This is a genomic window from Pseudomonas sp. LBUM1657, assembly GCF_059716075.1.
Window position 1 is genome coordinate 2,314,636 of sequence record NZ_CP166799.1, and the last position, 22,138, is coordinate 2,336,773.

Below are 22,138 nucleotides of genomic sequence, written 5' to 3' on the forward strand. Positions count from 1 at the left end.
ATGCGCGCCCTGATGCTCGACTTCCAGCCGCGTCGTCGCTCCGGTCCATTGGGCTGGGGTCTGCTGGCCGGTGGCGTGGTACTGACGCTGACCTGCCTTCTGATTCAGCAGCACCTCAGTGAACAGGCCGCGCAACAACAAGGCCATCTGCAAACGGCCCAGCGTGAACTCACCGGCGACAGCGGCGCCAAGACAAGCCTGACTCCGGCCGAAACCCGCGAGCAGGCGCAGAACCTGGCCGAGATGCGCAAAGTGTCCCAGCAATTGCGCCGGCCTTGGGAACGCCTCTTCGCCATGCTCGAAGCCATACCGCGCGACGACATCGCCTTGCTGACCCTGACCCCGGATGCCCGCAAAGGCCAGGTCCGGATCAGCGCCGAAGCACGGGATCTGGAAGCCATGCTCGCCTTCCACCGCCACCTCGAAGCCAGCGACGAGCTGTCCGATGTGTCGCTGCTCAGCCATGAAATCGTCGCCAACGTGCCGGAACACCCGGTGCAATTCAACCTGTCGGCTAGCTGGGAGATCGGCGATGCAAATCCCTAGATTGATCGTCCACGAATACCTGCAAGGCCTGGGCGTGCCCGGTCTGGCAGGGCTGGCGCTGCTGATACTGACGCTGATGTACGGCCTGGTCAGCCTGGTGCCGGACTGGCAGTCGCTGCAAACCCTCAGCCAGCAGACCCGCGAAGCCGGCGAGTACCTGGCCAAGGTCGAAGAGGGCACGGTCGCCGCTCCGGTGATGCCGCAACGTCAACTCGACGATTTCCGCAGCAAGTTGCCGTCCCAGCCCCAGGCCACCGTGGCCATCGACAAGATTTACGCGCTGGCGGCGCAGGAGCGCATCACGTTGGCCCGCGGTGAATATTCCCTGGGCATCGATCCCAAGACGCATCTGGCCCGTTATCAGATTCTGCTGCCGGTGCGTGGCAGCTACCCACAACTGCGACGCTTCCTGCACGCCTTGCTCGGGCAGCTACCGGCGGTGGTGGTGGAGGACGTGGAGTTCCAACGTAAAAAAATCGCCGACACCGACCTGACCGGCCGGATCCGCATGACCCTTTACCTGTCGAGGTCATGATGAATACCAAACGCGTAGTGGGCTGGGTGGCGTTCTTCGGTGTGGCGGCGGCGCTGACCTGGTTGCCCGATTACTTCATGCCATCTGACGACTCGGTCGCCGCCGTGGCCGCTCCGACTAAAAGCAAAACCCGCGGCGCGCTGCCTGCCGCACCTGCCAGTGGCAAACCGGCAGTGATCAAGGACCTGAGCCCGGCAGGCGATCTGTTCGGCGCCCGTAGCTGGAAGGCTGCGCCACAGCTCGCCGTCGTCACCGAACAACCCGTCACTGTAATCCCGGTGGTGCAAGTCCCCACTGCACCGCCTCTGCCTTTCCAGTTCATCGGCAAGCTGGATGACCGCTCCGACCTGCAAGTGTTTTTGCAGAACGGCGAAAAAATATACGTCGTGCGCAAAGGGGATGTGATCGACGAAACCTGGCGGATCGAGGGCATTTCCGATGTGGAACTGAGCTTGATCTACCTGCCTCTGCATTTGTCCCAGACCTTGTCTGTGGGGAGCACGCAATGAACAGATCATGCCGTAAGACGATAGGAGCGCTGATGAGCCTTGTCTGCCTCTGTGCAGGACTGGCCGCGTGCAGTTCGGCGCAGGTCGCCAAGGAAGAAGGGACTGACCTGATGGAGTCGGGACAGTACGAAGCCGGCCTGGCCCGTATCGAGGAAGGCCTGCGTGAAAACCCTCGCAATACCGAGCTGCACTTGGCCCTGACCAGCGGCCGTGCCCGTGCAGTAACGGCGCTGCTGACCCAGGCCGACATGGATCGCGCCCAGCGTGATTTCGCGTCGGCACGCATGGGTTACGGCCGGGTGTTGACCATCGAACCGAACAACCGCCGCGCCCAGGATGCCGTGCGTCAACTCGAACACATGCGCAGCCTGGACGACAAACTCGAACTGGCTCGCGGCGACTTGCGGCGCGGCGACATCTACGGCGCCGATCGCCAGGTAAGACAGATCCTCGAACTGGACCCGAAGAACGACGGCGCCCTGGAACTGCAAGGCAATATTCGTCTGGTGCAAAGCCGCAACGTGATTCCGTATCCGCAGTTGCGCACCCGTCTCGACCGGCCGGTGACCCTGGAGTTTCGCGACGCCAATCTGAAGGTGATTTTCGAGGTGCTGTCCCAGGTCGCCGGGTTGAACTTCATCTTCGACAAGGACCTGCGCCCGGACATGAAAGCCACCATCTTCGTGCGTGACGTGCGCATCGAAGACGCCGTGGAACTGCTGCTGCAACAGAACCAGCTGCACCAGAAAGTGGTGAACGAAAACACCTTGCTGATCTACCCGGACTCGCCGCAGAAGCTCAAGGATTATCAAGAGCTGGTGATGCGCACCTTCTACCTGACCAGCATCGATGCCAACACCGCGCTGAATATGGTCAAAACCATGCTCAAGACCCGCGACGTGTTCGTCGATGAACGCCTCAACACATTGACCATGCGCGACACCGAAGACGCCGTGCGCATGGCCGAGAAACTCCTGCAATCCCAGGACCAGTCCAACCCTGAAGTGGTGCTGGAAGTGGAGGTGATGGAAGTCGCTACCCAGCGGATTCTCGACCTCGGCCTGCAATGGCCGAACACCTTCGGTGTGGTCAACAGCGATGGTTCGGCCGTGACCATTCTCGATCAACTTAAAGGCATCAACTCTAGCCGGATCACCATCTCGCCGTCGCCACAGGCCAAGATCAACGCCCAGGACAACGACATCAACACCCTGGCCAGCCCGGTGATTCGCGTCAGCAACCGCGAGCAGGCGCGTATCCATATCGGTCAGCGCGTGCCGATCATCAGCGCCACATCGGTGCCTTCGACCCAGGGCCCGGTGATCACCGAAAGCGTCACTTACCTGGACGTCGGTCTGAAGCTCGAAGTGCAGCCGACCGTGCACCTGAACAACGAAGTGGCGATCAAGATCGCCCTGGAAGTGAGTAACGCCACACCGCTGGAACCGACTCGCCAGGGCACCATTCCGGTCCAGGTCGACACCCGCAACGCACAAACCACCCTGCGCCTGCATGACGGCGAAACCCAGATCCTCGCCGGCCTGATGCGCAACGACCATGGCGCCACCGGCAACAAGATCCCGGGCCTTGGTGACATTCCCGGCCTCGGTCGCTTGTTCGGCAGCAACAAGGACACCGTCGGCAAATCGGAACTGGTGCTGTCGATCACCCCGCGGATCGTGCGCAACCTGCCGTACCAGAGCCCGTCGGACATGGAATTCCCGACCGGCACCGAAACCAGCATGCACATCCAGGCGCCGGATCGCCGGATGCAATCGATTCAGCCTGAGCACATCGATCGGCCGGTCGCTTCTACCACCACTGTTGTCGTCGAGAAGCCTTGATCATGAACGCCTCGCAACGCGGTTTTACCTTGATCGAAGTCGTCGTGACGCTGGCCCTGATCGGCCTGCTGGCCAGTATGGCCGCGCCGCTGACCGAGACCGTGGTGCGCCGTGGCAAGGAGCAGGACCTGCGCACCGCGCTGTACCAGATTCGCGATGCCATCGACGCTTACAAACGGGCTTTCGACGCCGGCTACATCGAGAAGTCGCTCAACAGCAGCGGCTATCCACCAAACCTGCAAATGCTGGTGGATGGCGTACGTGATGTGCGCAGCGCCAAGGGGGCCAAGTTTTACTTTCTGCGGCGCCTGCCCCGAGACCCGCTGGCACCGGTCAAGCGTGATGACGAAGGCGGCTGGGGCCTGCGCTCCTATGACAGTACGGCTCAAAACCCGCGGGAGGGCGAAGACGTCTTTGACGTTTACTCCCAGGCTCGCGGCAAGGGGCTCAACGGAATCAACTACCGCGAGTGGTGAGCCTATGCATCGGGAAAAAGGTTTTACCTTGCTGGAACTGATGGTGGTCATGGCAATCATCGCGACCCTGATGACCATCGCCTTGCCACGCTATTTCAACAGCCTCGAGGCCTCGAAAGAAACCACGCTGCGCCAGAGCCTGTCGGCGATGCGCGAAGCACTGGATCACTATTACGGCGACACCGGGCGCTATCCCGATTCCATCGAACAACTGGTCGAGCAGCGTTACCTGCGGGTGCCGCCGACGGACCCGATCGCCGAACGCAAGGACCTCTGGGTGATGGTGGCGCCGCCTGACGGCGTGCCGGGCGGGGTCGCCGATATTAAAAGCGGTGCCACAGGGAGGGCGCGTGATGGCAGCCTTTATTCCGAGTGGTAAGGCCTCTAACCAGGCGGGTTTCACTTACCTGGGCGTGCTGTTCCTGATCATGGTGATGGGCATGGGCCTGGCCAGTGCCGGCGAAGTGTGGTCGACCGCCTCACGCCGTGATCGCGAACACCAGTTGCTTTGGGTCGGCACCCAGTATGCCCAGGCGTTGCGCAGCTACTACCGCAGTTCGCCGGGCCTGGCCCAGTACCCGAAAGAACTGGCGGACCTGTTGCAGGACGAGCGCTTTCCCAACGCCAAACACCATATTCGTCAGTTGTACCCGGACCCGATTGGCGGTGGCGAATGGACGTTGATGCGCGGTTTCGACGGACGTATCACCGGCCTCTATAGCCCCTCCAAAGACAAACCGCTCAAGCAGGTGGACTTCCCTGCCCAGTGGTCGGATTTCACCGGCATGGCGAGTTATTCGGATTGGCAGTTCGTGGCCGAGAAAGCCTTTCTCGATGGCGCGTCCGGGCCGAAAGGTCCATCGACAAAACCAGGCGTCGGGGCGCTGACGCCATGAACAGACACTGGCTGCCAGCCCTGGTCTTGATGCTGATGACGTCCTTCGTAGCGGCCGACGAGGAGGACGAAATGAAGGGCTTCATCGTCGACGACACGATCTCGCACATCGGCCACGAATTTTATTACGCGTTCAGTGAACGTCTGCGCGCCACCAGCCCGATGGATTTCAACCTGGTGGTACGCGAACGACCCTCGGCACGCTGGGGCAGCCTGGTGACCGTGGAATATCAGCAGCGTTTGGTTTATCGGCGCTTCCTGCCGCCGAACACCGTGGAGCTCAAGGACGAGGCCTATGACGCCGCCGACTGGGTTCGCGGGCAGATCGTCCAGCGCAAGCTGGAAGCCTTGTTACAGGACACCACGGACCTTGAGAGGGACGAATTATGAAAACGAAAACGTTCTTGCACAGCACCGGCGTTTGGTTGCTCGGGCTTGGCAGTTGCGGCCTGGTCCAGGCCACGGAGCTGGTCTACACGCCCATCAATCCATCGTTCGGCGGCAACCCGTTGAACGGAACCTGGCTGCTCAATAACGCCCAGGCGCAAAACGACTACGACGATCCGGACTTGAAAAGCCGTGCCTCGCTGGCCGGGACTTCAGCCCTTGAGCGCTTCAGCAGTCAGCTGCAGTCGCGGTTGCTCGGGCAGTTGTTGGACAACATCTCCACCGGTAATACGGGGAGCCTGTCCACTGACGCTTTTATCGTTAACGTCATCGATGACTCCGGCGCACTGACTATTGAAGTGACCGACCGAGTGACCGGTGAAGTTTCGGAAATCCAGGTGAATGGCCTGGCCCCTTGACGGGGATTCGGGTCAACGGGGAGTTAAGGACATGAAAAAGATAATTGCGCTGGGGCTGATGCTGGCGGCATTACAAGGTTGCAGTCTGCGTGACACCGTGCCGGCCGAACAGGACACCGAATCACCGACCCTGACACCACGGGCGTCGACTTATTACGACTTGATCAACATGCCACGACCCAAAGGCCGGTTGATGGCGGTGGTGTATGGCTTCCGGGATCAGACCGGGCAGTACAAACCAACCCCGGCCAGTTCGTTTTCCACCAGCGTGACCCAGGGCGCGGCGAGCATGTTGATGGATGCCATGCAGGCCAGTGGCTGGTTTGTGGTGCTGGAACGTGAAGGGCTGCAGAACCTGCTGACCGAGCGCAAGATCATTCGCGCCTCGCAGAAAAAGGCCAATACGCCTATGAATATCCAGGGCGAGTTGCCACCGCTGCAAGCCGCAAACATGATGCTCGAGGGCGGGATTATCGCGTACGACACCAACGTGCGCAGCGGTGGGGAAGGGGCGCGTTATCTGGGCATCGACATTTCCCGCGAGTATCGGGTGGATCAAGTCACGGTGAACCTGCGGGCGGTGGATGTGCGCAGCGGGCAGATCCTGGCCAATGTGATGACCAGCAAGACCATTTACTCCGTGGCCCGCAGTGCCGGGGTGTTCAAGTTCATCGAGTTCAAGAAGTTGCTTGAGGCTGAGGTCGGGTACACCACGAACGAGCCGGCGCAGTTGTGTGTGTTGTCGGCGATCGAGGCGGCGGTGGGGCATCTTCTGGCCCAGGGGATTGAGCGCAAGATGTGGCAGGTGGCGGGGGATAAGACGGCGCCGTTGCAGGATGAGACGTTGGATCGGTATTTGACTCAGGCCAAGGTTGTGCCTGAGGGTGAGGAGGAGTGAACCGAGGCGGCCTTCGGGCCGACCTGGTTTGGCTTTGATGTGGATCTTGGCGGCCTTATAGCCGACCAATTTCGTACATGTACCCCGTCCAAACTGTGGGAGCGGGCTTGCTCGCGAAGGCGTCCTGACAGACGACCTATCGTTTGTTGACCGGGTACATATCCATTCCTGCGGTAACGGCCGCTTGTGGTTTCGCTTTTACAGCGAGTCCCTTTTGGCAAACGCGGTACGTGTCAAGGTACCTGTCGCCTTAGTACAGCTGCGACTAGCCCATTGCGCCCTTAACTTCAGGGCGCTCTGGGTTTAAATACACCGCATCTGCCAGCTTCCAGTTCCGTGTCCGAGTACTCCAGCGATTCGGATTAGCTTCCCTGGCATCTTCATAAAGTGCTGCTCTAGCTTGTAATAAAACCGTCGCTTTGCCTTCGTGACGTTCGTTCGGCGTCACATATTTCAAGGCGCTGTGGCGGTGATCTTCGTTGTACCACTCTATGAATTTCTGCACCCAAAGCCTTGCATCAGTGACCGTATCAAAAGGTTGATCCGGCCAGAGTGGGCAGTACTTGGCGGTGCGGAAAAGTGCCTCGGCATAGGCGTTATCGTTGCTCACCCTTGGCCGGCTAAAGGATGGCTCGACGCCCAGCGCAACCATACTTTCACGCAACAAAGAACCTCTCATCACGTGCCCGTTATCCGAGTGCAGCACCAGCGAACGACCCGCTGTGTGTTCACGTAAGCACCCCTTCCTGAGCAGTTCGCACGCGTGTTCGGCGCACTCCACCTCATGTACTTCATTGGCGACCAGCTTGCGGCTGTAAACATCCTTGACCATGTACCAGTAGAAAAACCGACCTCTGACGGTACTAGGCAACCAGGTGATATCCCAGCACCACACCTGATTGGGGCTGTCAGCGCGATGCGTCGTCAGCACCCTGCGTTTCGGGGCTTTGGTTCTGCCGCGACGCACGTTTTGATTGGCTGCTTTTAACACACGATAAAACGTCGACTCCGAGGCCAGGTAGATGCCTGCATCGGCCAGCTTAGGAACGATTTGGTGCGGGGTGAGGCTGGCGTAGCCAGCCTGATTGGCAGCATCAAGCACCGCTTGGCGTTCTGTCTCACTGAGCTTATTAGCCGGAGCTGCCCGTTGAGCCAGTCGTCGTCGATCACAGCCAGCGTGTCGCCAGCGTTGGACTGTGCGCAGGCTCAACCCCAACTCATTGCACGCTCGATATCGACGAGCGCCATTCAGCACCGCGTCTGCAATCAACTTCATGGCTTGCGTACGATCAGAGGCGTCGATCAGTCTTCCTTGTCCTTGCCCCAGATCGCATTGGCTTTTTTTCTGAGTTCCAGCAAAGCCTCCGCCTCAGCACGTCCAGCATCTGACCGGATCAACTGACGTTCCAACTCTTTAATCCGCCGTTGCTCGGCAGTTTTCTCTACGCTGGGTTTCAGATCAGCAAGAATATTGGCGTTTTGGCAGGTCTCGCGCCATTGACGGATTTGCTCCGGGTAGATGCCCTTGATCCGGCAGTATTGAGAGGTTTCCACCTCACTCAACGGTGCGGTTTCCATCACAGCGTTGAATTTATCGGCGCTGGACCATTGATCACTGGTCTTGCCGTTTCCCGGCACGATCAAACCTTTATCTCTAGCCATTTGTCTCCAGTTTCGCAGTGACTGAGGCGTGAGATTAAGCGCAACGGCGAGTTCCGCCACTGAGCGATTGAGGGGCGGCATCATTTGCAGAACGACCCAATCTTTGAAGTCTTCGTCATAGCGCTTGGACATTGCAAAACACCTTCGCCCTCTTGAATGAATGAGTCAATCAACAAGGGCGACAGGTAGCCTGACACGGAGGGAACGCCCCAAAAGGAACCAAAAGGTCTCGCCCCGAGCGTCCGGCCCCTCGCTAAAGCTCGGCGTTCCTTCGCTCCGGTATCCATCCGGGGACACTGCCCTCCGGTCTGCTTCGCGACGACCTACATGCAGCGTGTTCGACTGCGTCGAACGGCGCTGCGCGCCACTCCCCGGATGAACACCTCCACTCAGCCTCCCGAAGGGGCGGGCAAATCAAAAGCTGGCGAGGCGAGCTAACGCTCGGCCTCGTGGTTTGGTTGGGTGTACGCCATTCAACTGTGGGAGCGGGCTTGCTCGCGAAGGCGTCCTGACAGACGACCTGATTTAGGCATGTGTACTGGATTTACTGTGGGAGCTGGCTTGCCTGCGATGGCGGCCTAATAGCCGACCCATCTCCCGCAGATGTATCCAGTCCAAACTGTGGGAGCGAGCCTGCTCGCGAAGGCGTCCTGACAGACGACCTGATTTAGGCATGTGTACTGGATTCACTGTGGGAGCTGGCTTGCCTGCGATGGCGGCCTTCGAGCCGACCCATCTCCCGCAGATGTACCCAGTCCAACTGTGGGAGCTGGCTTGCTCGCGAAGGGGGTGTGCCATTGAGCATTGATGTTGGCTGACACTCCGCCTTCGCGAGCAAGCCCGCTCCCACAGGGAATGTGTACTGATCTGAGAGCCTTGTTTAAAAGTCGTTTAGCGTAACGTCATGAGAGCTACATCGTCTTGCGTCGTTGCCTACAACTACGCCAGAATCCGCCGGCTTGTGCGCTTTGTGCCTAGTCTTTATCGTTTCCGGGCCGCTGACAATTCAGCGGCCGGGTTTAGCGACCCGGACCATTCAAAGTGCATCAGTGTTCCAGACTTTCTTGCAGATTTTTGACGTCTGCAATTACGTTATGGTGGCTGTATGTGGGAGACCTTCGGGTCTACCGGGTGCCTTTGACCGGTTCGCTAACCTGCGTACAGCCGCCACCCTTACTTGTTTAGCGACAGGTTCTGGTGGCGCTATTTTCCAAAGGAGTGTCACCATGTTCAAAGCCACACCCAACCCCCCAGAAACCGACGACGTTTCCCCCTACGCATCACCCGATTCAAAAAAACTCCACGAAGCCGCCGACCGCGCGCTCGACCATTACCTCAATCCCCAAAAAGACACCCCCGAACGCAAGCCCAGCACGATGTTCATCATCGCCCCGGACATCGACACCGAAAGCCTGTTGGCTCACGCCTGTGAATCCCTGGCTTCGGCGAGTGTGATGGCCAGTGATTTCGCAACATTTGTGGAGGGGCCGCAGCGCAGCATGTTGTTGGGTATTCAGCAGGTGATCATGCTGGCCGACCTGGCGGTGAACCGGGCGCTGGATAACATCGATCCACAAGGGTAACCGCCACACCCTTTACTTCAGGTGGACCGCGTTATCGTTCTTCGCGAGCAAGCCCGCTCCCACAATGGATCTGTGTCGTGCACAAAATCTGCGTACGAACACGATCCAGTGTGGGAGCGGGCTTGCTCGCGAAGGCGGCCTCACGGTCAACCAATCTCTGACGGATAAACTCCGAGCCATAAAAAACCGCGACCCTCCACCAAAGGACCGCGGTTTTTTATTGCCGCACGCTTACTGCTGCAAAACAGTCGCCTGGTTAGCAGTCCCCAGTTGCTGCACGGTCGCCATCTGCGTCACACCACTTTGATCAACATTGGCAATGTTCCCGGTCCCACCTTGAGTCACATACGCCACGTTCATGGTGTCCGCCTGTTTCACGGTGATCATGTTATCGCTGCCATACAGCTGTGTAGTGAACGCCTGGTTGCCGGTGCCGGACTGGTCGAACTCGGTGCTGTTGCCGGTGCCGGTGCTGGTGCCTTGGGCCATGTTGGTGGTGCCGCGTTGGGAAGCGATGAGGATGTTGTCGCTGCCATTCTGGTCGAAGTACAGCTCGTTGTAGGTGTCGGCCTGGCTGACGGTGGTTTTGTTGCCGGTGCCGGTCTGGTTGGTGGTCATGATGTGGCCCACGCCGTCCTGGGTGAAGTTGGCGATGTTGCCGGTGCCGACCTGGTTGACGGTTGCGCGCTGGTTGCTGCCGAACTGGCCACCGGCTTGCGGGCCTTTCCAGTTGCTGGCGTAGACCTTGTTGTCGTTACCCACCGAGTTGGCGGTGAGCACGTGGCTGTCGCCGCTCTGATAAGTGAGGTGCATGTTGCCCGTGCCCTGTTGGTACAGCGCCAGGGCCGAGCCGATTGATTCGAACTGGTCGGCGTAGATGGCGTTGAGGTCGCCGACTTGCAGCACCTGGGCGACGTTGTTGTCGCCGAAGCTCTGGTCGACGATGGTTTCGTTGCTCACACCGATTTGGTCGACGGTGGCCTGGCTGGCGAGCTGGGTGTCTTGCCAGACTTCGGTGCCGTTCATGTCGCCAAGCTGGTTGATGGTCACGGTTCCGCCATCACCGTAGCTCTGGTCGCCATAGGCGTAGTTGCCTTCGCCGGCCTGGTTGATGTTGATCTGGCCGGCCAGGTGGCCGATGTGTTCGGCGGTGCCGTAGTTGGCGGTGCCGAATTGAATGACCGTCGCGTTGTTACCGGAGCCGAACAGGAACTGCTCGATGTTGGCTTCGTTGCTGTCACCCCACTGGAAGGTGGTGCCGGTGGCACTGTCCTGGGTTTCCTGGTAGATGAGGGAGAAGTTGCCGGTGCCTTGCTGTTGTTGCAGCGCCTGGTTGCCACCGAGTTCGCCTACCGACTGGCTGGCATGGGCACCGTTGAAGGCGCCGAGCTGTTGTTGGGCGATGGTGCTGCTGTTGTCATAAAGCTGTTCGGCGTAACCGGCGTTGAAGTCGCCGATCTGGTCCTGGGTGATGGTGCTGGTGGCGTTGTCTTGCTTGGCGGCCGCGTCGTTGCCTTCACCGAGTTGGGTCTGGGTGGCGGTACTGAAGCTGGCCTGGAGTTGCTTCACCTCGGCGATGTTGGCGGTACCGACCTGGGCTTGGGTTGAAACGCTGTCGTCGGCCATCGCCTGGGCACTGACAATGACCAGGATGGCGGCGGTGAGGGGCGTCAGTTTGAACATGATGAAACCTCCAAGTGGTGCAGTGCTTTAGCGATATTGTTTGACCGAAACGCTCATGCCGTTTCCCGACTGGGTCACGGCGCTTGAAAGCCCCGTGCCGGCCTGGTCGATGCTGGCGTCGTTGTTGTTGCCGTTCTGGGCGATCTGCGCGCGGTTGTGGCTGCCGTTTTGGGTGATCGCGGCGTTGTTGCCAGAACCTTGCTGGGTGATCAGGGCCATGAGGTCGCTGCCTTGTTGCAGGATGTACGCCTCCTGGTTACTGCCCGACTGGACGATCTGACCGAGCAGCGACTGGCCGTTCTGTTGCAACAGCGCAATGTTGGCCTGGCCGTTCTGATCGATCAGCGCTTGCTGGCCAATCGGCGGTGGCAGTTCGCCGAGGTCGGCGCCCGGAGCCAGGTCGTCGTTCTCCATCAAATCGTCAGCCCACACGCCCGCACTGCTGCAAAGCAGAAGCAGGCAGAGCAGGGCGGCGGTCGACGTTTTCATGGCGTTTTCCTGTGGAAAGTGGCCTGCCCCACTGACCAATCCGGTCAGTGGGGCGGGGGCTTATTGCACGTTGACGGAGACCGTGCGTTGGGTGCCTTGGGACGAGCGGATGGTCGCGGTCGGGTTAGCCGACGGGATCACCGTGGTGCTGTTGCTCACCGTCAGCCTCCAGCGACCGGTCAACGGCACTGCGGTGGTGCCCAGCGTCACCAGCCCGGTTGGGGTGGTTACCTGGATGGTGATGGTGTTGCCGGTGATTACCGATGAGGTGCCCGTGAAGTCCCAGTTGAAGCGGTTGTTGGAACGTGCCGTCACCGTGGCGGCTGTCACTGCGAAGGTTTCCGCAGCAGGCCGTGGCGAGACTTGCACCGTGACCGTCGCCGGGGCCGACAGAGCGCCGAACGCGTCCCTGGCGATGTAGGTGAAGGTTGTGGTGAAGGCCGTGGTGACCGTGGCCGGTGGGGTGTAGGTGACCACGGTGCCGTCAGTGCTGACGGAGCCGCGACCGGCCGCTGGCTGGGTCAGGCTGGTGACGGTTAACGGCACGTTGCCTTCCGGATCGGTGTCGTTGGCCAGCACGTTGATCGGTACCGCTACGCCCAGTGTCGCGATGCTGTCGACGACGGCCACCGGAGACTGGTTAGGCGCCACGGTGATGGTCACGGTCGCCGCAGCGGTCGAGGCCAGGCCTTTGACGTCTTGAGCCTTGTAGGTGAAGGTCGTGGTCAGCGGTGCATTGACGACGGCTGGCGGGGTGTAGACCACCGCTGCCGTGCCGCTCAACGCCACGGTGCCCTGGCCTGCGGCCGGTTGGGTCAACGCGGTGATGCTCAGTGGCGTGTTGCCGTCCGGGTCGCTGTCGTTGGCCAGCAGGTTGAGGGTGATCGGCACACCGAAGCTGGTGCTGCCGGTATCGGCAACGGCCAGTGGCGCCTCGTTTTCGCCGACCTCCGGTGCTGCGCCGACCACCACGACAGGCTCGGTGTCACTGCCGCCCGCGGCGGATTTGATCGTGACGGTGGCGGGTGGCTGCAGCAGATCAGAGACGGTCAGTCGTTGCAGCGTGCCGGACTTCGACAGACGTCCGTAACCCTGAGCGACCATGTCCGGCACCACCACTTCGTCAGACGAGGTGGCCTCGATCAGCAGGCTGTGATTGCTCCAGTTGTAGCGAGCCGTCTGGACTTTCACCACGTCGGTGACTTTGCTCGACACTGCCGTTGGCCGGGTGGTGCCGGTCGGGTTGGTGGCGGTGACCACCACGACCGGAGGCACGCTGCCGTTGAACAGGCGCTGACCGAAGAACAAGCCGTTGTTGTCGCCCGTCATGTTGATCAGGCACGGTGACAGTGGCGGGCCGGGGACCAGGGCAACCGTTTCGCGGAAGCACAGGCTCGAGCTGTTGGTCGATTTGCCAAAGACTTCGACCCGGGTGCTGTTGCCAGTGCCCGACGGGGTGCGCCGGTAGGTGGCGCGGTCAATCTCCACCGGTGTTTGCGCACGGTTGTCGAGGACTTTGCCGGACACGGTGAACAGGTTGGTCTGGATGGTCCCGGCCGGTCCCTGGATACGCACGAAGTTGGTGTTGAACGGGCTGCCAGTCACCGCTTCAGTGAGGTTCGGGTCGCCGACGAAGGTTTCAACTGCGCCGGTGTCCGGGTTCACTTCGGTGTAGGGGCCGTTGACGCTGCGCAGGAACGGGCCGATGTTGCCGTTCAGCACACCGCTGAAATTGCCTGGCGCACCGATGCCGATGTCACGGGTCATGTTGATGGCGCGACGACCCGTCGTGGTGACGTTGATCGTTTCCACCCCGTAAGGGTGGGTGATGGTGTAGACCCCGGCGGTCGGCACCGAGACCCGCAGACGGATCCGCGCGAACGATACCTGATCACCATCAATGGGGGTTTCCGAGCCGAACGCGGCCTCGACCGCGGCCACGTAGACTTCCAGTTCATAGCCGCTGTTGCCGACTTGCGGGATCTCGGTCTCCGCCGCGAACCAGAAGGCTTCTCCCGGCCAGTTGTCGGGGAAGACCATCGGCTGCGCGTCGTCATAGACGCCTGGTTCCGTCGCGAGGACGCACATGTAGGACGGTGGCACGGTGGCCGGCACCCGCGAGCTTGCGGCCCGGGACTGGCACAGTTCCATCTTCAGTTGGTTGTTGTCCTGATACCACATGGGGAATTTCCCCGTGGCAAAGGTATAAGGGCCGGGGTCGACAGCGGCGAGTTGGGCGAAAGCGCTGCCGGACAGCGATAGAGTCAGTCCCAGGGCGTTGAGCGCCAGGCGTGGCCAATTGTTCATGATGCCTCCTGATGAGGATCTGGGCATGTGAGCGTTCATTGCACGATGACCACTTCTTCGGTGTCGCTGCCGCCATTGGATGACGTCACTCGAACCCTGGCCGGTGGAATCGGCGAGATCCCGGTCGCCAGGGTTTTCACCGCACCTTCGCCACTGAGGGCGCCGATGGCGGCCCCGCCGGCGGAGGTGGCAACGAGCACCGGTGGCGAGGTTTCATCACTGGTCGAGGCCACGAGCGTCAGCTGCCCGGAGCTCAGGCTGTATTCGGCACGCTGGATCACCACCAGGTCGGTCAGGGCCATGGATAAGGTGGTCGGTGTGCTGGTGGGAATCGCCACGGAGTTATCGGCGGTTACCTGCACGGTGCTCGGCAAGGTCGGGTTGACCGCGGACTGCGCGTACCAGTTGCCTGCGGTGTTGGCTTCGCTCATGGTCAGTGCCGGAGTGCTGCTGGTCACTGTGGCGGTGGCGGGCGGTGGTGGCGCCATCACGAATACATCCTGCTGGGCCACCGGCGCGCTTTCACCGGCTTTGCGCGAGTAGGTGCTGCGCTGGGTGATCATTGGCGTCGGCCGGACCACCGTCGACAACTTGCCGGAGATGGAAAACAACGTGGTGCGCAGATCCAGGCCGTTCGGCCCTTCGATGCGTACGAAGTTGGTGTTGAACGGGCTGCCGGTGACGGCTTCCTCGAGGTTCGGGTCGCCGACGAATTGCTCGGCCGCGCCGGTCAGCGGATTGGTTTCGGTGTAGGGGCCGTTGACGCTGCGCAGGAACGGACCGACGTCACCGCGCAAGGCGCCGTCGTAGGTTTTCGGCGTGCCGACGCCGATGTCGCGGGTCATGTTGATCGCCCGCCGTCCGGGGACAGGGACGTCGAATACGTCGACACCATAGGGGTGGGTGACGATGTAGGTGCCGGCGGTGGGCACATCGATGCGAATGCGCACACGGGCAAAGCTGAGCTGGTCACCATCGATGGGTTCTTCAGCGGCGAAGGCTGCTTCGATGGCGGTGCCGAAGGACAGATCGATGCCCCTGGCGGCATCGACGATTGCCGCATCGGCGGTGAACCAGAACGTCTCGTCAGGGAAGTTGGTCGGGAAGACGATCGGTTGCGTGTCGTCGAAGACCCCGGGAGTCGGCAGCAACGTACACATGTACGAAGGCGCGCCGGGTGCACCGGGGGCCCTTGAGCTGACGGCCTTGGACAGGCACAGGTCAAGGGTTCGACCATGGGTGTCCTGATACCAGGCGGCGAAAAAGCCGTTGGCGGGCAGGTAGGGTCCGGGATCGACGGCATACAGCGCCGCCTGAGCGACGCCTTGGGCTAGAGCACTAACGACCAGGGCGGCCGCAGTTTTGGACAGTAAAGGGTGCATGAGTATTCCCTCTATCAGAGTACCTGCCCCGTAGGGATGGGTCAGTTAACAGAGCTTCGGCAACTTCCATACCAACCGCCGAAAACGCGCGGCAGAGGCCCGGAACACCGGCATGTGACGTAGAGACGGCAGCAGAAAGCCCGTCGTGGGGAAAGGGCCACTGTCCCCAGCATTGGGGGCAGATGGGGGAACGGGGGAGGTGGGGGGGACGAGACCCAAGGTCGGGCGATCGGCCATTAGTGGGCTATAACCCTATAGGGGAATCGTCGAGAACAACGTCCATGAGCATGCCTGCAAAAACACTCCAGTCCGAGGAAGTCGATGTCCGACTGCGCGCGCGCAAGCAGCCATTCAATCTGCTGCGCTGGTTTTCGCTCATCAGCATGGCGGTGATCGGCACGGTGGCGGTGGCGCTGGGGTCGGTGTCCACGCGGTTTGTGATTACCGAAAGCGTGCAGCGCGATGCCTTGCTGACGTCGCAGTTCGTTCAGGCGATTGCCTCGGCCGAAGTGAGCCACGTGGCAATTCCCAACGTGCGGACCATGGGCGAGTTGCTCGACCCGCGCAAAGACAAGGACTTCCCCGACGTCGACCCAATGGCCCGTGCCAATGCCCGGGGTGAGTTCCTCGACCATATCGCGCATTTGCCGGACGTGATCCTGGCCAACATCTATGCCCCCGACCGCATGGTGATCTGGTCGACCAACCCGGCATTGATGGGCACCATGATCCATACCGACGATGACCTGGATGAGGCCTTCTCCTCCAAGATTCCCGTGTCGGCCAGCTATCACGAGGTCGATGAAACCCGCATGGAACAGAAGTTCGTGACGCCCCCGGAATACATCTTTATCGAGAACTACATTCCGCTGTTCGATGCCGATGGCAAAAATGTCACGGCGATGGTCGAGATCTACAAGGAACCCAAGGACCTGATCAACCGCATGGTGCGCGGTCTGGTGCTGATCTGGCTGGCCACCGCCTTGGGGGGCGGGCTGATTTATCTGGGGTTGTACTGGATCGTGCGCCGGGCAGCGATCTTGCTGGCGGCCCAGCAAAAACAACTGATCACCAACGAAACCTTTGTGGCCCTGGGCGAGATGTCGTCGGCGGTGGCCCATAGTTTGCGCAACCCGTTGGCGACCATTCGTTCAAGCGCCGAACTGGCGCTGGAGTTCGACGGCGGCACGGCGCACAAGAACATCAACGACATCATTGGCCAGGTCGACCGCATGTCGAAGTGGGTGCGGGAGCTGCTGCAATCCTTGCGCCCACTCAATGACGAGTCCGAACCGGTGAATCTGGTAGCAGCGCTGCACGACAGTCTGATGGCCTTCGAGCACCAAATCGCCAAGGCCGGGGTCCACGTTGTGTTCGAGCCGACGCAGACGCCCATGGTGTTGAGTCAACAAGTGCAACTGACCCAGATTCTCAACAGTTTGCTGGCCAATGCAGTGGAAGCCATGGACAGCGGTGGCACGCTGACGATCACGCTGGAGTCGACCGATTCCCGGGGCGTCTGCCTGATGGTGAGCGACACGGGCAAAGGCATGACCGAAGAACAGCGCAGCATGGCCTTCCGACCGTTTTTTACTACCAAGCAAGGCGGGCTCGGTGTGGGGTTGGTGTTGGTCAAGCGGATCATGGAGCGTTTCGGTGGAGAGGTAACCCTGGACAGCCGTGAGGGCGAGGGCACGAGTGTGCGGCTGTCGTTCAGGCTGGTTCCCTGACATTGGGTGTGAGCTTTCCCCATTAGCGGGTGGGATGCCCCAGTCGATTTGTTGGGCACGGCACCAGAACCTTGGTAGGTCGTTGTTTTGTTGAGTATTAATTCTTTCGTATAAAACTGTTACATCTGGCGAGTTCCTTGCAGAACCACCATCACCTCCTTCAAGACGTCGAGGCGGCTGGTGATGGACAGTCATTCGCAGTTCCCCCTTCAAGTGGTTCGGTCTTGTAATCCCATTGAGCGTCCTGCTGACGATGGCGCTGACCCTGCTCAAAATCTGCGCCTGAATGAGAACGCTGCGCAATCCATCGTGGTTTTTTTACACGTACAAACCCGTCGCCAACAACCGCTTCGATCGGCGCAGATGCAATAGCGGCGAAATACTATCAGTGCGGCCGTCAATCACGATCAATGCCACCTACACTGATCGGGAATGCGGCTGAAAAGACTCAATGCCTGCATCCAGGAAAACCCCTTATGCAGATACTGGAACAACAAAAAATGCCTGCGCCGGACACCCCGACAGCAGGAGGCCAGGGCTGGCGCGGACAGTTCAATTTACTGCGCTGGTTTTCTCTGGGCAGTTTTTTCATCATCGCCGCCGTGGCGCTGGGGCTGGGTTACATTTCCACGCGGTTCGTGGTCGAGGAGAGTATCGAGCGCGATTCCATGCTGACCGCGCAGTTCGTTCAGGCCATGGGGGATGCCGAAATTCGCCACGCCTCGATTACCCCGAACAGAACCATGGGCGAAATGCTCGACCCGCGCGATGACCACGCCTATACCGACGTTACGCCAGAAACCCGGGCCTCCGCGCGCATCGAGTTTCTCGATCACGTAGGGAATCTTCCGGACCTGTTGTTGGCCACGGTATACGCCCTCGATCGCACCGTGGTCTGGTCGACTAACCCCGCGTTGATCGGTGTGCGCATTGAAGACGACGATGAGCTGGACGAGTCCTTCGAAATGAAGGAAGCGGTATCCACCAGCTACCACGAGGTCGATGAGGAACGTCCCGAACAGCAATTACCTCGTGCACCCAAACATATGTTCATCGAGAACTACATCCCGATGTTCAATGCCGACAAGAGCAAAGTGATTGCCATGGTGGAGATCTACAAGGAACCCACGGACCTGGTCGAGCGCATCCAGCGTGGCTTCAAGGAGATCTGGCTGGCGACCCTGCTCGGCGGGGTGGCGATTTACCTGGGGCTGTTCTGGATTGTGCGGCGTGCGGCCATGCTGCTGCAGAGCCAGCAGAAGCAACTGATCAACAACGAAACCTTTGTCGCGCTGGGGGAGATGTCTTCGGCGGTTGCTCACAGCCTGCGCAATCCGTTGGCGAACATTCGATCCAGCGCCGAACTGGCCCAGGAAGTCGCCAGCCAGAATGCGCAGAAAAACATCGGCGACATCATCAGTCAGGTCGATCGCATGTCGCGCTGGGTCCGCGAGTTGCTGGTGTCGCTGCGGCCGGTGAATGACGACTACGAAACGGTGGACCTGGTGTTGGTCATCGACGATACCCTGAGTGCCTTCGAACCGTTGATCAAGCGCTCCGGCGTCGAGGTGCGCTTCACGCCGCACAGTTGCCCGCCGGTGGTCAGTCAGCAAGTGCTGCTCACGCAAATTCTCAATAGCCTGTTCGCCAATGCCCTGGAAGCCATGCCCAAGGGTGGCGTGCTGAGTATCGATATCGGCTCGCCGCAGTCGGGGCACTTGTCCATGACCCTGAGCGACACCGGCAAGGGCATGAGCAAACAACAGCAGCAAATGGTCTTCAAGCCGTTTTTCACCACCAAACAAGGCGGGTTGGGCGTGGGCCTGGCCCTGGTCAAAAGAATAATGGAGCGTTTCGAAGGCTCGGTTGAACTCACCAGCCAGGAGCAGGAAGGAACCCGCGTGCGTCTTAATTTCAAAGTAGCAACGGGAGGGGAATATGGAGCACAGCATACTGCTGGTCGAGGATGATGAACTCCTCGCCGAGAATATTCAGACCTACCTGGAGCGCAAAGACTTCGAGGTAACGGTCTGCCATTCGGCTGAAGATGCGCTGGAGCAATTGGGTACGTTTGCCCCGGACGTGGTGCTGACCGACAACTCGTTGCCGGGCATGAGCGGTCACGACCTGATCCAGAAGCTGCGCATCAGCGCGCCGGATCTGAAAGTGATCATGATGACCGGTTACGGCAACGTCGAAGACGCCGTGGTGGCGATGAAAGAAGGTGCCTTCCATTACGTCACCAAACCGGTGGCCTTGCCGGAACTCAAATTGCTGCTGGACAAGGCCCTGGCCACTGACCGGATGGAGCGCACGCTGTCGTTCTATCAAGAGCGTGAGGCGCAGAAGTCAGGGGTGCAGGCGATGATTGGCGAATCGGCGCCGATGCACTATTTGAAAGACACCATTGGCCAGTTGCTGGACGCCGAGCGGCGGATGGCCAACACCGATTTGCCGCCCGTGCTGGTGGAAGGCGAGACGGGCACCGGCAAGGAGTTGGTGGCCCGTGCGCTGCACTTCGACGGTCCGCGCAGTAAAGGCCCGTTCATTGAATTCAACTGCGCCTCGATTCCGTCCAACCTGGTGGAGTCGGAATTGTTCGGTCACGAGAAGGGCGCCTTCACCGACGCCAAGGACCGTCGCGTCGGGCTGGTGGAAGCGGCCGATGGCGGCACGCTGTTTCTCGATGAAGTCGGCGAAATGGACCTGCTGCTGCAAGCCAAACTGCTGAAGCTGCTGGAAGACCGCACCATTCGCCGGGTCGGCTCGGTGAAGGAGCGCAAGGTCGATTTGCGGGTGATCAGCGCCACCAACTGCAACCTCGAACAAATGGTCCAGCAGGGCAAGTTCCGCCGCGACCTGTTCTTTCGCTTGCGCATCATCTCGATCAAGGTCCCGCGCCTGTATGCCCGCGGCCAGGACATTTTGCTGCTGGCCCGGCACTTTCTGGCGATCCACGGCAAACGCTATGGCAAGCCGCACCTGCATTTCAGCGACCAGGCCGAAGCGTTGCTGCTCAGCTATAGCTGGCCGGGCAACGTGCGCGAATTGCGCAACATGCTTGAGCAAACCGTGTTGCTGGCCCAGAGCGACACCATTGCCGCCCATCAGTTGAACGTCTGCCTGAGCCTGGTGGACGAGCCGCTGGCGTTTCAACAGGAACCCCAACACAGCGAACCACGTCCGACCTACAACGGCACCGAGTCGATGAACCTGCCGGAAGTGGAGCGCGACATGGTGCGCAAGATGCTCGACAAGACCGACTGGAACGTCACCAAATCTGCACGGCTGCTGGGCCTGAGCCGCGACATGCTGCGTTACCGGATCGAAAAACTCGGCCTCGCGCGCCCGGACAAACGCCAGTGGTAGACGTCATTGCATCACCGGCCCCTGACGGCTCAGGCACGCGAGCAGGCAGGTGGGATCGAGGACTTCTTCGTTCACGTAGATGCCGCGTTGCGAATCGTAGGAGCGGATGAATACTCGAACGGTGGCATCGGCTACCGTCGGCAATCTTGAGTCTGAGAACTCATGCTGGCTCGCAATCGGGATGAAATCCTGAGGGGCTGTCGGGATGTATGAACGCGGCGGCACCGTGCTCAGGGAGGGCGGCACAGGATGGGCGAAAGGTTGATCCGCGCCGTAATAGTTGAAGTCGCTGCTGTAGTCGCTGGTGGGCGTCAGGTTGTCGGCCGCGTGAGCGCCGGTGATGACGGTCAGGCAGAGGGCAAGCAGCAGCGTCGATTCGGTTTTGTTCATGGCAGCACCTGCGAAATCGGTTTTCCCGCATTTCCCCAAGGCCATTAACTATAGCTCTCGTACAGGCACGCGTTCGCGAGGCCCGGATTACAAGATTCCAACAATCGCCAAATGGGTTTTTTCAGAACGCTGACCTAGACTCGTGCCGGTCAATCAAGACCCGAGATCTGGAGCGCGCAATGGAAATGCCGACAAAAGAAAAAGCCATCGCCAGCAACCGCGATGCCTGGAACGACTCCGCCCGACACCACAAAGACACCGCTGAATGGCAGGCCATTTTGATCGCCGTGGCTCATGGGGATTTTTCCTGCCTGGATGAAACCCTGACCGGTTTGTTGGAACAGGTGGGTGTCGACGGCAAGGATGTTGTGCAACTGGGCTGCAACAACGGTCGCGAAAGTCTTTCGCTGTTTGCGCTGGGGGCCCGCAGCGTCGTGGGTGTGGATCAGTCCGAGGCCTTTCTCGATCAGGCACGGGAGCTGGCATCACACTCGCCCCACGAACCCGAATTCGTCGAAGCGGATATCCATCACCTGCCGCGTGAGCTTCATGGCCGTTTCGATATGGCCCTGATCACCATTGGCGTATTGAACTGGATGCCGGACATCGGCGAATTCATGCGTCACGTCGCGCAAACGCTGAGGCCGGGCGGGGCACTGGTGGTGTACGAAACCCACCCGTTCCTGGAAATGTTCGATCCCGAGTCGGCCGATCCCTACCGTCCCGAAAGCTCGTACTTTCGCAGCGAGCCTTTTGTGCAGGATCAGCCGATTGTCTACGAGGGTAAAGTCGAACAGCAGGCCGCAACGTCCTACTGGTTTGTCCACACCCTGGGCGCGCTCTTCAGCGGAGCGATCGAGGCGGGGCTGCAGATCAGCCACTTCAAGGAGTACCCGCATTCCAACCGCGAGGAACTCTATGACCGTTATCAGCAGCAGGTGGCGCAGTTGCCGTTGTGTTTCACTTTAGTGGCGGTGAAGCACTGAGATTCCGGACTGAATAATGTGGTGCTGCGATTGACGCCTTCGCGAGCA

General features: G+C 60.2%; 21 protein-coding genes. 15 read left to right on the forward strand and 6 right to left on the reverse strand.

The window, feature by feature from the left end:
* Genes ACA055_RS10590 through ACA055_RS10635 form a run of 10 tightly spaced genes read left to right on the forward strand, consistent with a single transcriptional unit; the run spans nt 1 to nt 6,509 of the window.
* On the forward strand, nt 1-546 hold the full coding sequence (locus ACA055_RS10590) for a PilN domain-containing protein (RefSeq protein WP_497683554.1): 546 nt from the start codon (nt 1-3) through the stop codon (nt 544-546).
* Nucleotides 533-1,081 (forward strand): GspMb/PilO family protein, encoded by a 549-nt coding sequence (locus ACA055_RS10595; protein ID WP_497683555.1) that lies wholly within the window; start codon nt 533-535, stop codon nt 1,079-1,081. Before ACA055_RS10590 ends, ACA055_RS10595 begins: the two co-directional genes overlap by 14 nt.
* Entirely contained in the window at nt 1,081-1,590 is a 510-nt protein-coding gene (locus tag ACA055_RS10600; RefSeq protein WP_497683556.1) for a hypothetical protein, read from the forward strand. Before ACA055_RS10595 ends, ACA055_RS10600 begins: the two co-directional genes overlap by 1 nt.
* Nucleotides 1,587-3,434, forward strand: coding sequence for a secretin GspD/PilQ domain-containing protein (locus ACA055_RS10605; protein ID WP_497683557.1), 1,848 nt, complete (start codon nt 1,587-1,589; stop codon nt 3,432-3,434). Before ACA055_RS10600 ends, ACA055_RS10605 begins: the two co-directional genes overlap by 4 nt.
* 2 nt (nt 3,435-3,436) lie before the next feature.
* Nucleotides 3,437-3,910 carry a type II secretion system protein gene (locus tag ACA055_RS10610; RefSeq protein ID WP_497683558.1) on the forward strand — a complete coding sequence of 158 codons (474 nt, stop codon included), beginning with the start codon at nt 3,437-3,439 and terminating at the stop codon, nt 3,908-3,910.
* A 4-nt stretch (nt 3,911-3,914) separates the two neighbouring features.
* Complete coding sequence (locus ACA055_RS10615) at nt 3,915-4,289, forward strand: type II secretion system protein (protein WP_497683559.1); 375 nt, start codon at nt 3,915-3,917, stop codon at nt 4,287-4,289.
* Entirely contained in the window at nt 4,264-4,806 is a 543-nt protein-coding gene (locus ACA055_RS10620; protein WP_497683560.1) for a type II secretion system protein, read from the forward strand. The genes ACA055_RS10615 and ACA055_RS10620 overlap by 26 nt, the downstream gene beginning before the upstream one ends.
* Nucleotides 4,803-5,195, forward strand: coding sequence for a curli production assembly/transport protein CsgE (gene csgE / locus ACA055_RS10625; RefSeq protein WP_497683561.1), 393 nt, complete (start codon nt 4,803-4,805; stop codon nt 5,193-5,195). Before ACA055_RS10620 ends, csgE begins: the two co-directional genes overlap by 4 nt.
* A complete protein-coding gene (locus ACA055_RS10630; RefSeq protein ID WP_497683562.1) occupies nt 5,192-5,611 on the forward strand; it encodes a curli assembly protein CsgF in 420 nt (139 codons plus the stop codon). Before csgE ends, ACA055_RS10630 begins: the two co-directional genes overlap by 4 nt.
* Before the next feature lie 31 nt (nt 5,612-5,642).
* On the forward strand, nt 5,643-6,509 hold the full coding sequence (locus ACA055_RS10635; RefSeq protein WP_497683563.1) for a CsgG/HfaB family protein: 867 nt from the start codon (nt 5,643-5,645) through the stop codon (nt 6,507-6,509).
* Between the two features lie 265 nt (nt 6,510-6,774).
* On the opposite strand, the gene ACA055_RS10640 is transcribed toward ACA055_RS10635, so the two are convergent.
* A protein-coding gene (locus ACA055_RS10640; protein ID WP_497681942.1) for an IS3 family transposase occupies nt 6,775-8,303 on the reverse strand; the annotation gives its coding sequence in 2 pieces (ribosomal slippage) (nt 6,775-7,862 and nt 7,862-8,303; 1,530 coding nt in all).
* A 1,094-nt stretch (nt 8,304-9,397) separates the two neighbouring features.
* On the opposite strand from ACA055_RS10640, the gene ACA055_RS10645 reads away from it, so the two are divergent.
* Nucleotides 9,398-9,754 (forward strand): DUF6124 family protein, encoded by a 357-nt coding sequence (locus ACA055_RS10645; RefSeq protein WP_497683564.1) that lies wholly within the window; start codon nt 9,398-9,400, stop codon nt 9,752-9,754.
* Between the two features lie 231 nt (nt 9,755-9,985).
* Here the strand turns inward: ACA055_RS10645 and ACA055_RS10650 are convergent, their stop codons facing one another.
* The 4 genes from ACA055_RS10650 to ACA055_RS10665 are packed head-to-tail and all read right to left on the reverse strand — an operon-like array spanning nt 9,986 to nt 15,615.
* Nucleotides 9,986-11,437, reverse strand: coding sequence for a curlin (locus tag ACA055_RS10650; RefSeq protein ID WP_497683565.1), 1,452 nt, complete (start codon nt 11,435-11,437; stop codon nt 9,986-9,988).
* A 27-nt stretch (nt 11,438-11,464) separates the two neighbouring features.
* Nucleotides 11,465-11,926, reverse strand: coding sequence for a curlin (locus tag ACA055_RS10655; RefSeq protein WP_497683566.1), 462 nt, complete (start codon nt 11,924-11,926; stop codon nt 11,465-11,467).
* Nucleotides 11,927-11,986: 60 nt separating this feature from the next.
* Nucleotides 11,987-14,233: an Ig-like domain-containing protein gene (locus ACA055_RS10660; RefSeq protein WP_497683567.1), complete on the reverse strand. Its 2,247-nt coding sequence runs from the start codon at nt 14,231-14,233 to the stop codon at nt 11,987-11,989.
* A gap of 35 nt (nt 14,234-14,268) precedes the next feature.
* Nucleotides 14,269-15,615: a hypothetical protein gene (locus ACA055_RS10665; protein ID WP_497683568.1), complete on the reverse strand. Its 1,347-nt coding sequence runs from the start codon at nt 15,613-15,615 to the stop codon at nt 14,269-14,271.
* A 281-nt stretch (nt 15,616-15,896) separates the two neighbouring features.
* Here ACA055_RS10665 and ACA055_RS10670 point away from each other — a divergent pair, with 281 nt between their 5' ends.
* The 3 genes from ACA055_RS10670 to ACA055_RS10680 all read left to right on the forward strand — a co-directional run bounded on the left by ACA055_RS10670 (nt 15,897) and on the right by ACA055_RS10680 (nt 20,714).
* A complete protein-coding gene (locus tag ACA055_RS10670; RefSeq protein WP_497683569.1) occupies nt 15,897-17,345 on the forward strand; it encodes a sensor histidine kinase in 1,449 nt (482 codons plus the stop codon).
* A gap of 476 nt (nt 17,346-17,821) precedes the next feature.
* The gene (locus tag ACA055_RS10675) at nt 17,822-19,315 is read left to right on the forward strand and encodes a sensor histidine kinase (RefSeq protein WP_497683570.1); all 1,494 of its coding nucleotides are present in this window, start codon (nt 17,822-17,824) and stop codon (nt 19,313-19,315) included.
* Nucleotides 19,284-20,714, forward strand: a complete 1,431-nt coding sequence (locus tag ACA055_RS10680; RefSeq protein ID WP_497683571.1) for a sigma-54-dependent transcriptional regulator — start codon at nt 19,284-19,286, stop codon at nt 20,712-20,714. The genes ACA055_RS10675 and ACA055_RS10680 overlap by 32 nt, the downstream gene beginning before the upstream one ends.
* A 3-nt stretch (nt 20,715-20,717) precedes the next feature.
* Here the strand turns inward: ACA055_RS10680 and ACA055_RS10685 are convergent, their stop codons facing one another.
* A complete protein-coding gene (locus ACA055_RS10685) occupies nt 20,718-21,104 on the reverse strand; it encodes a hypothetical protein (protein WP_497683572.1) in 387 nt (128 codons plus the stop codon).
* A 179-nt stretch (nt 21,105-21,283) separates the two neighbouring features.
* On the opposite strand from ACA055_RS10685, the gene ACA055_RS10690 reads away from it, so the two are divergent.
* Nucleotides 21,284-22,090 carry a methyltransferase domain-containing protein gene (locus tag ACA055_RS10690; protein WP_497683573.1) on the forward strand — a complete coding sequence of 269 codons (807 nt, stop codon included), beginning with the start codon at nt 21,284-21,286 and terminating at the stop codon, nt 22,088-22,090.
* Nucleotides 22,091-22,138: the final 48 nt, after the last annotated feature.

What these genes read in the sequence shown, in the direction of transcription:
- ACA055_RS10590 (WP_497683554.1), top strand. Translation starts at nt 1, where the DNA reads ATGCGCGCCCTGATGCTCGACTTCCAGCCGCGTCGTCGCTCCGGTCCA.
- ACA055_RS10595 (WP_497683555.1), top strand. Translation starts at nt 533, where the DNA reads ATGCAAATCCCTAGATTGATCGTCCACGAATACCTGCAAGGCCTGGGC.
- ACA055_RS10600 (WP_497683556.1), top strand. Translation starts at nt 1,081, where the DNA reads ATGAATACCAAACGCGTAGTGGGCTGGGTGGCGTTCTTCGGTGTGGCG.
- ACA055_RS10605 (WP_497683557.1), top strand. Translation starts at nt 1,587, where the DNA reads ATGAACAGATCATGCCGTAAGACGATAGGAGCGCTGATGAGCCTTGTC.
- ACA055_RS10610 (WP_497683558.1), top strand. Translation starts at nt 3,437, where the DNA reads ATGAACGCCTCGCAACGCGGTTTTACCTTGATCGAAGTCGTCGTGACG.
- ACA055_RS10615 (WP_497683559.1), top strand. Translation starts at nt 3,915, where the DNA reads ATGCATCGGGAAAAAGGTTTTACCTTGCTGGAACTGATGGTGGTCATG.
- ACA055_RS10620 (WP_497683560.1), top strand. Translation starts at nt 4,264, where the DNA reads ATGGCAGCCTTTATTCCGAGTGGTAAGGCCTCTAACCAGGCGGGTTTC.
- csgE (WP_497683561.1), top strand. Translation starts at nt 4,803, where the DNA reads ATGAACAGACACTGGCTGCCAGCCCTGGTCTTGATGCTGATGACGTCC.
- ACA055_RS10630 (WP_497683562.1), top strand. Translation starts at nt 5,192, where the DNA reads ATGAAAACGAAAACGTTCTTGCACAGCACCGGCGTTTGGTTGCTCGGG.
- ACA055_RS10635 (WP_497683563.1), top strand. Translation starts at nt 5,643, where the DNA reads ATGAAAAAGATAATTGCGCTGGGGCTGATGCTGGCGGCATTACAAGGT.
- ACA055_RS10645 (WP_497683564.1), top strand. Translation starts at nt 9,398, where the DNA reads ATGTTCAAAGCCACACCCAACCCCCCAGAAACCGACGACGTTTCCCCC.
- ACA055_RS10650 (WP_497683565.1), bottom strand. Translation starts at nt 11,437, where the DNA reads ATGTTCAAACTGACGCCCCTCACCGCCGCCATCCTGGTCATTGTCAGT.
- ACA055_RS10655 (WP_497683566.1), bottom strand. Translation starts at nt 11,926, where the DNA reads ATGAAAACGTCGACCGCCGCCCTGCTCTGCCTGCTTCTGCTTTGCAGC.
- ACA055_RS10660 (WP_497683567.1), bottom strand. Translation starts at nt 14,233, where the DNA reads ATGAACAATTGGCCACGCCTGGCGCTCAACGCCCTGGGACTGACTCTA.
- ACA055_RS10665 (WP_497683568.1), bottom strand. Translation starts at nt 15,615, where the DNA reads ATGCACCCTTTACTGTCCAAAACTGCGGCCGCCCTGGTCGTTAGTGCT.
- ACA055_RS10670 (WP_497683569.1), top strand. Translation starts at nt 15,897, where the DNA reads ATGAGCATGCCTGCAAAAACACTCCAGTCCGAGGAAGTCGATGTCCGA.
- ACA055_RS10675 (WP_497683570.1), top strand. Translation starts at nt 17,822, where the DNA reads ATGCAGATACTGGAACAACAAAAAATGCCTGCGCCGGACACCCCGACA.
- ACA055_RS10680 (WP_497683571.1), top strand. Translation starts at nt 19,284, where the DNA reads ATGGAGCACAGCATACTGCTGGTCGAGGATGATGAACTCCTCGCCGAG.
- ACA055_RS10685 (WP_497683572.1), bottom strand. Translation starts at nt 21,104, where the DNA reads ATGAACAAAACCGAATCGACGCTGCTGCTTGCCCTCTGCCTGACCGTC.
- ACA055_RS10690 (WP_497683573.1), top strand. Translation starts at nt 21,284, where the DNA reads ATGGAAATGCCGACAAAAGAAAAAGCCATCGCCAGCAACCGCGATGCC.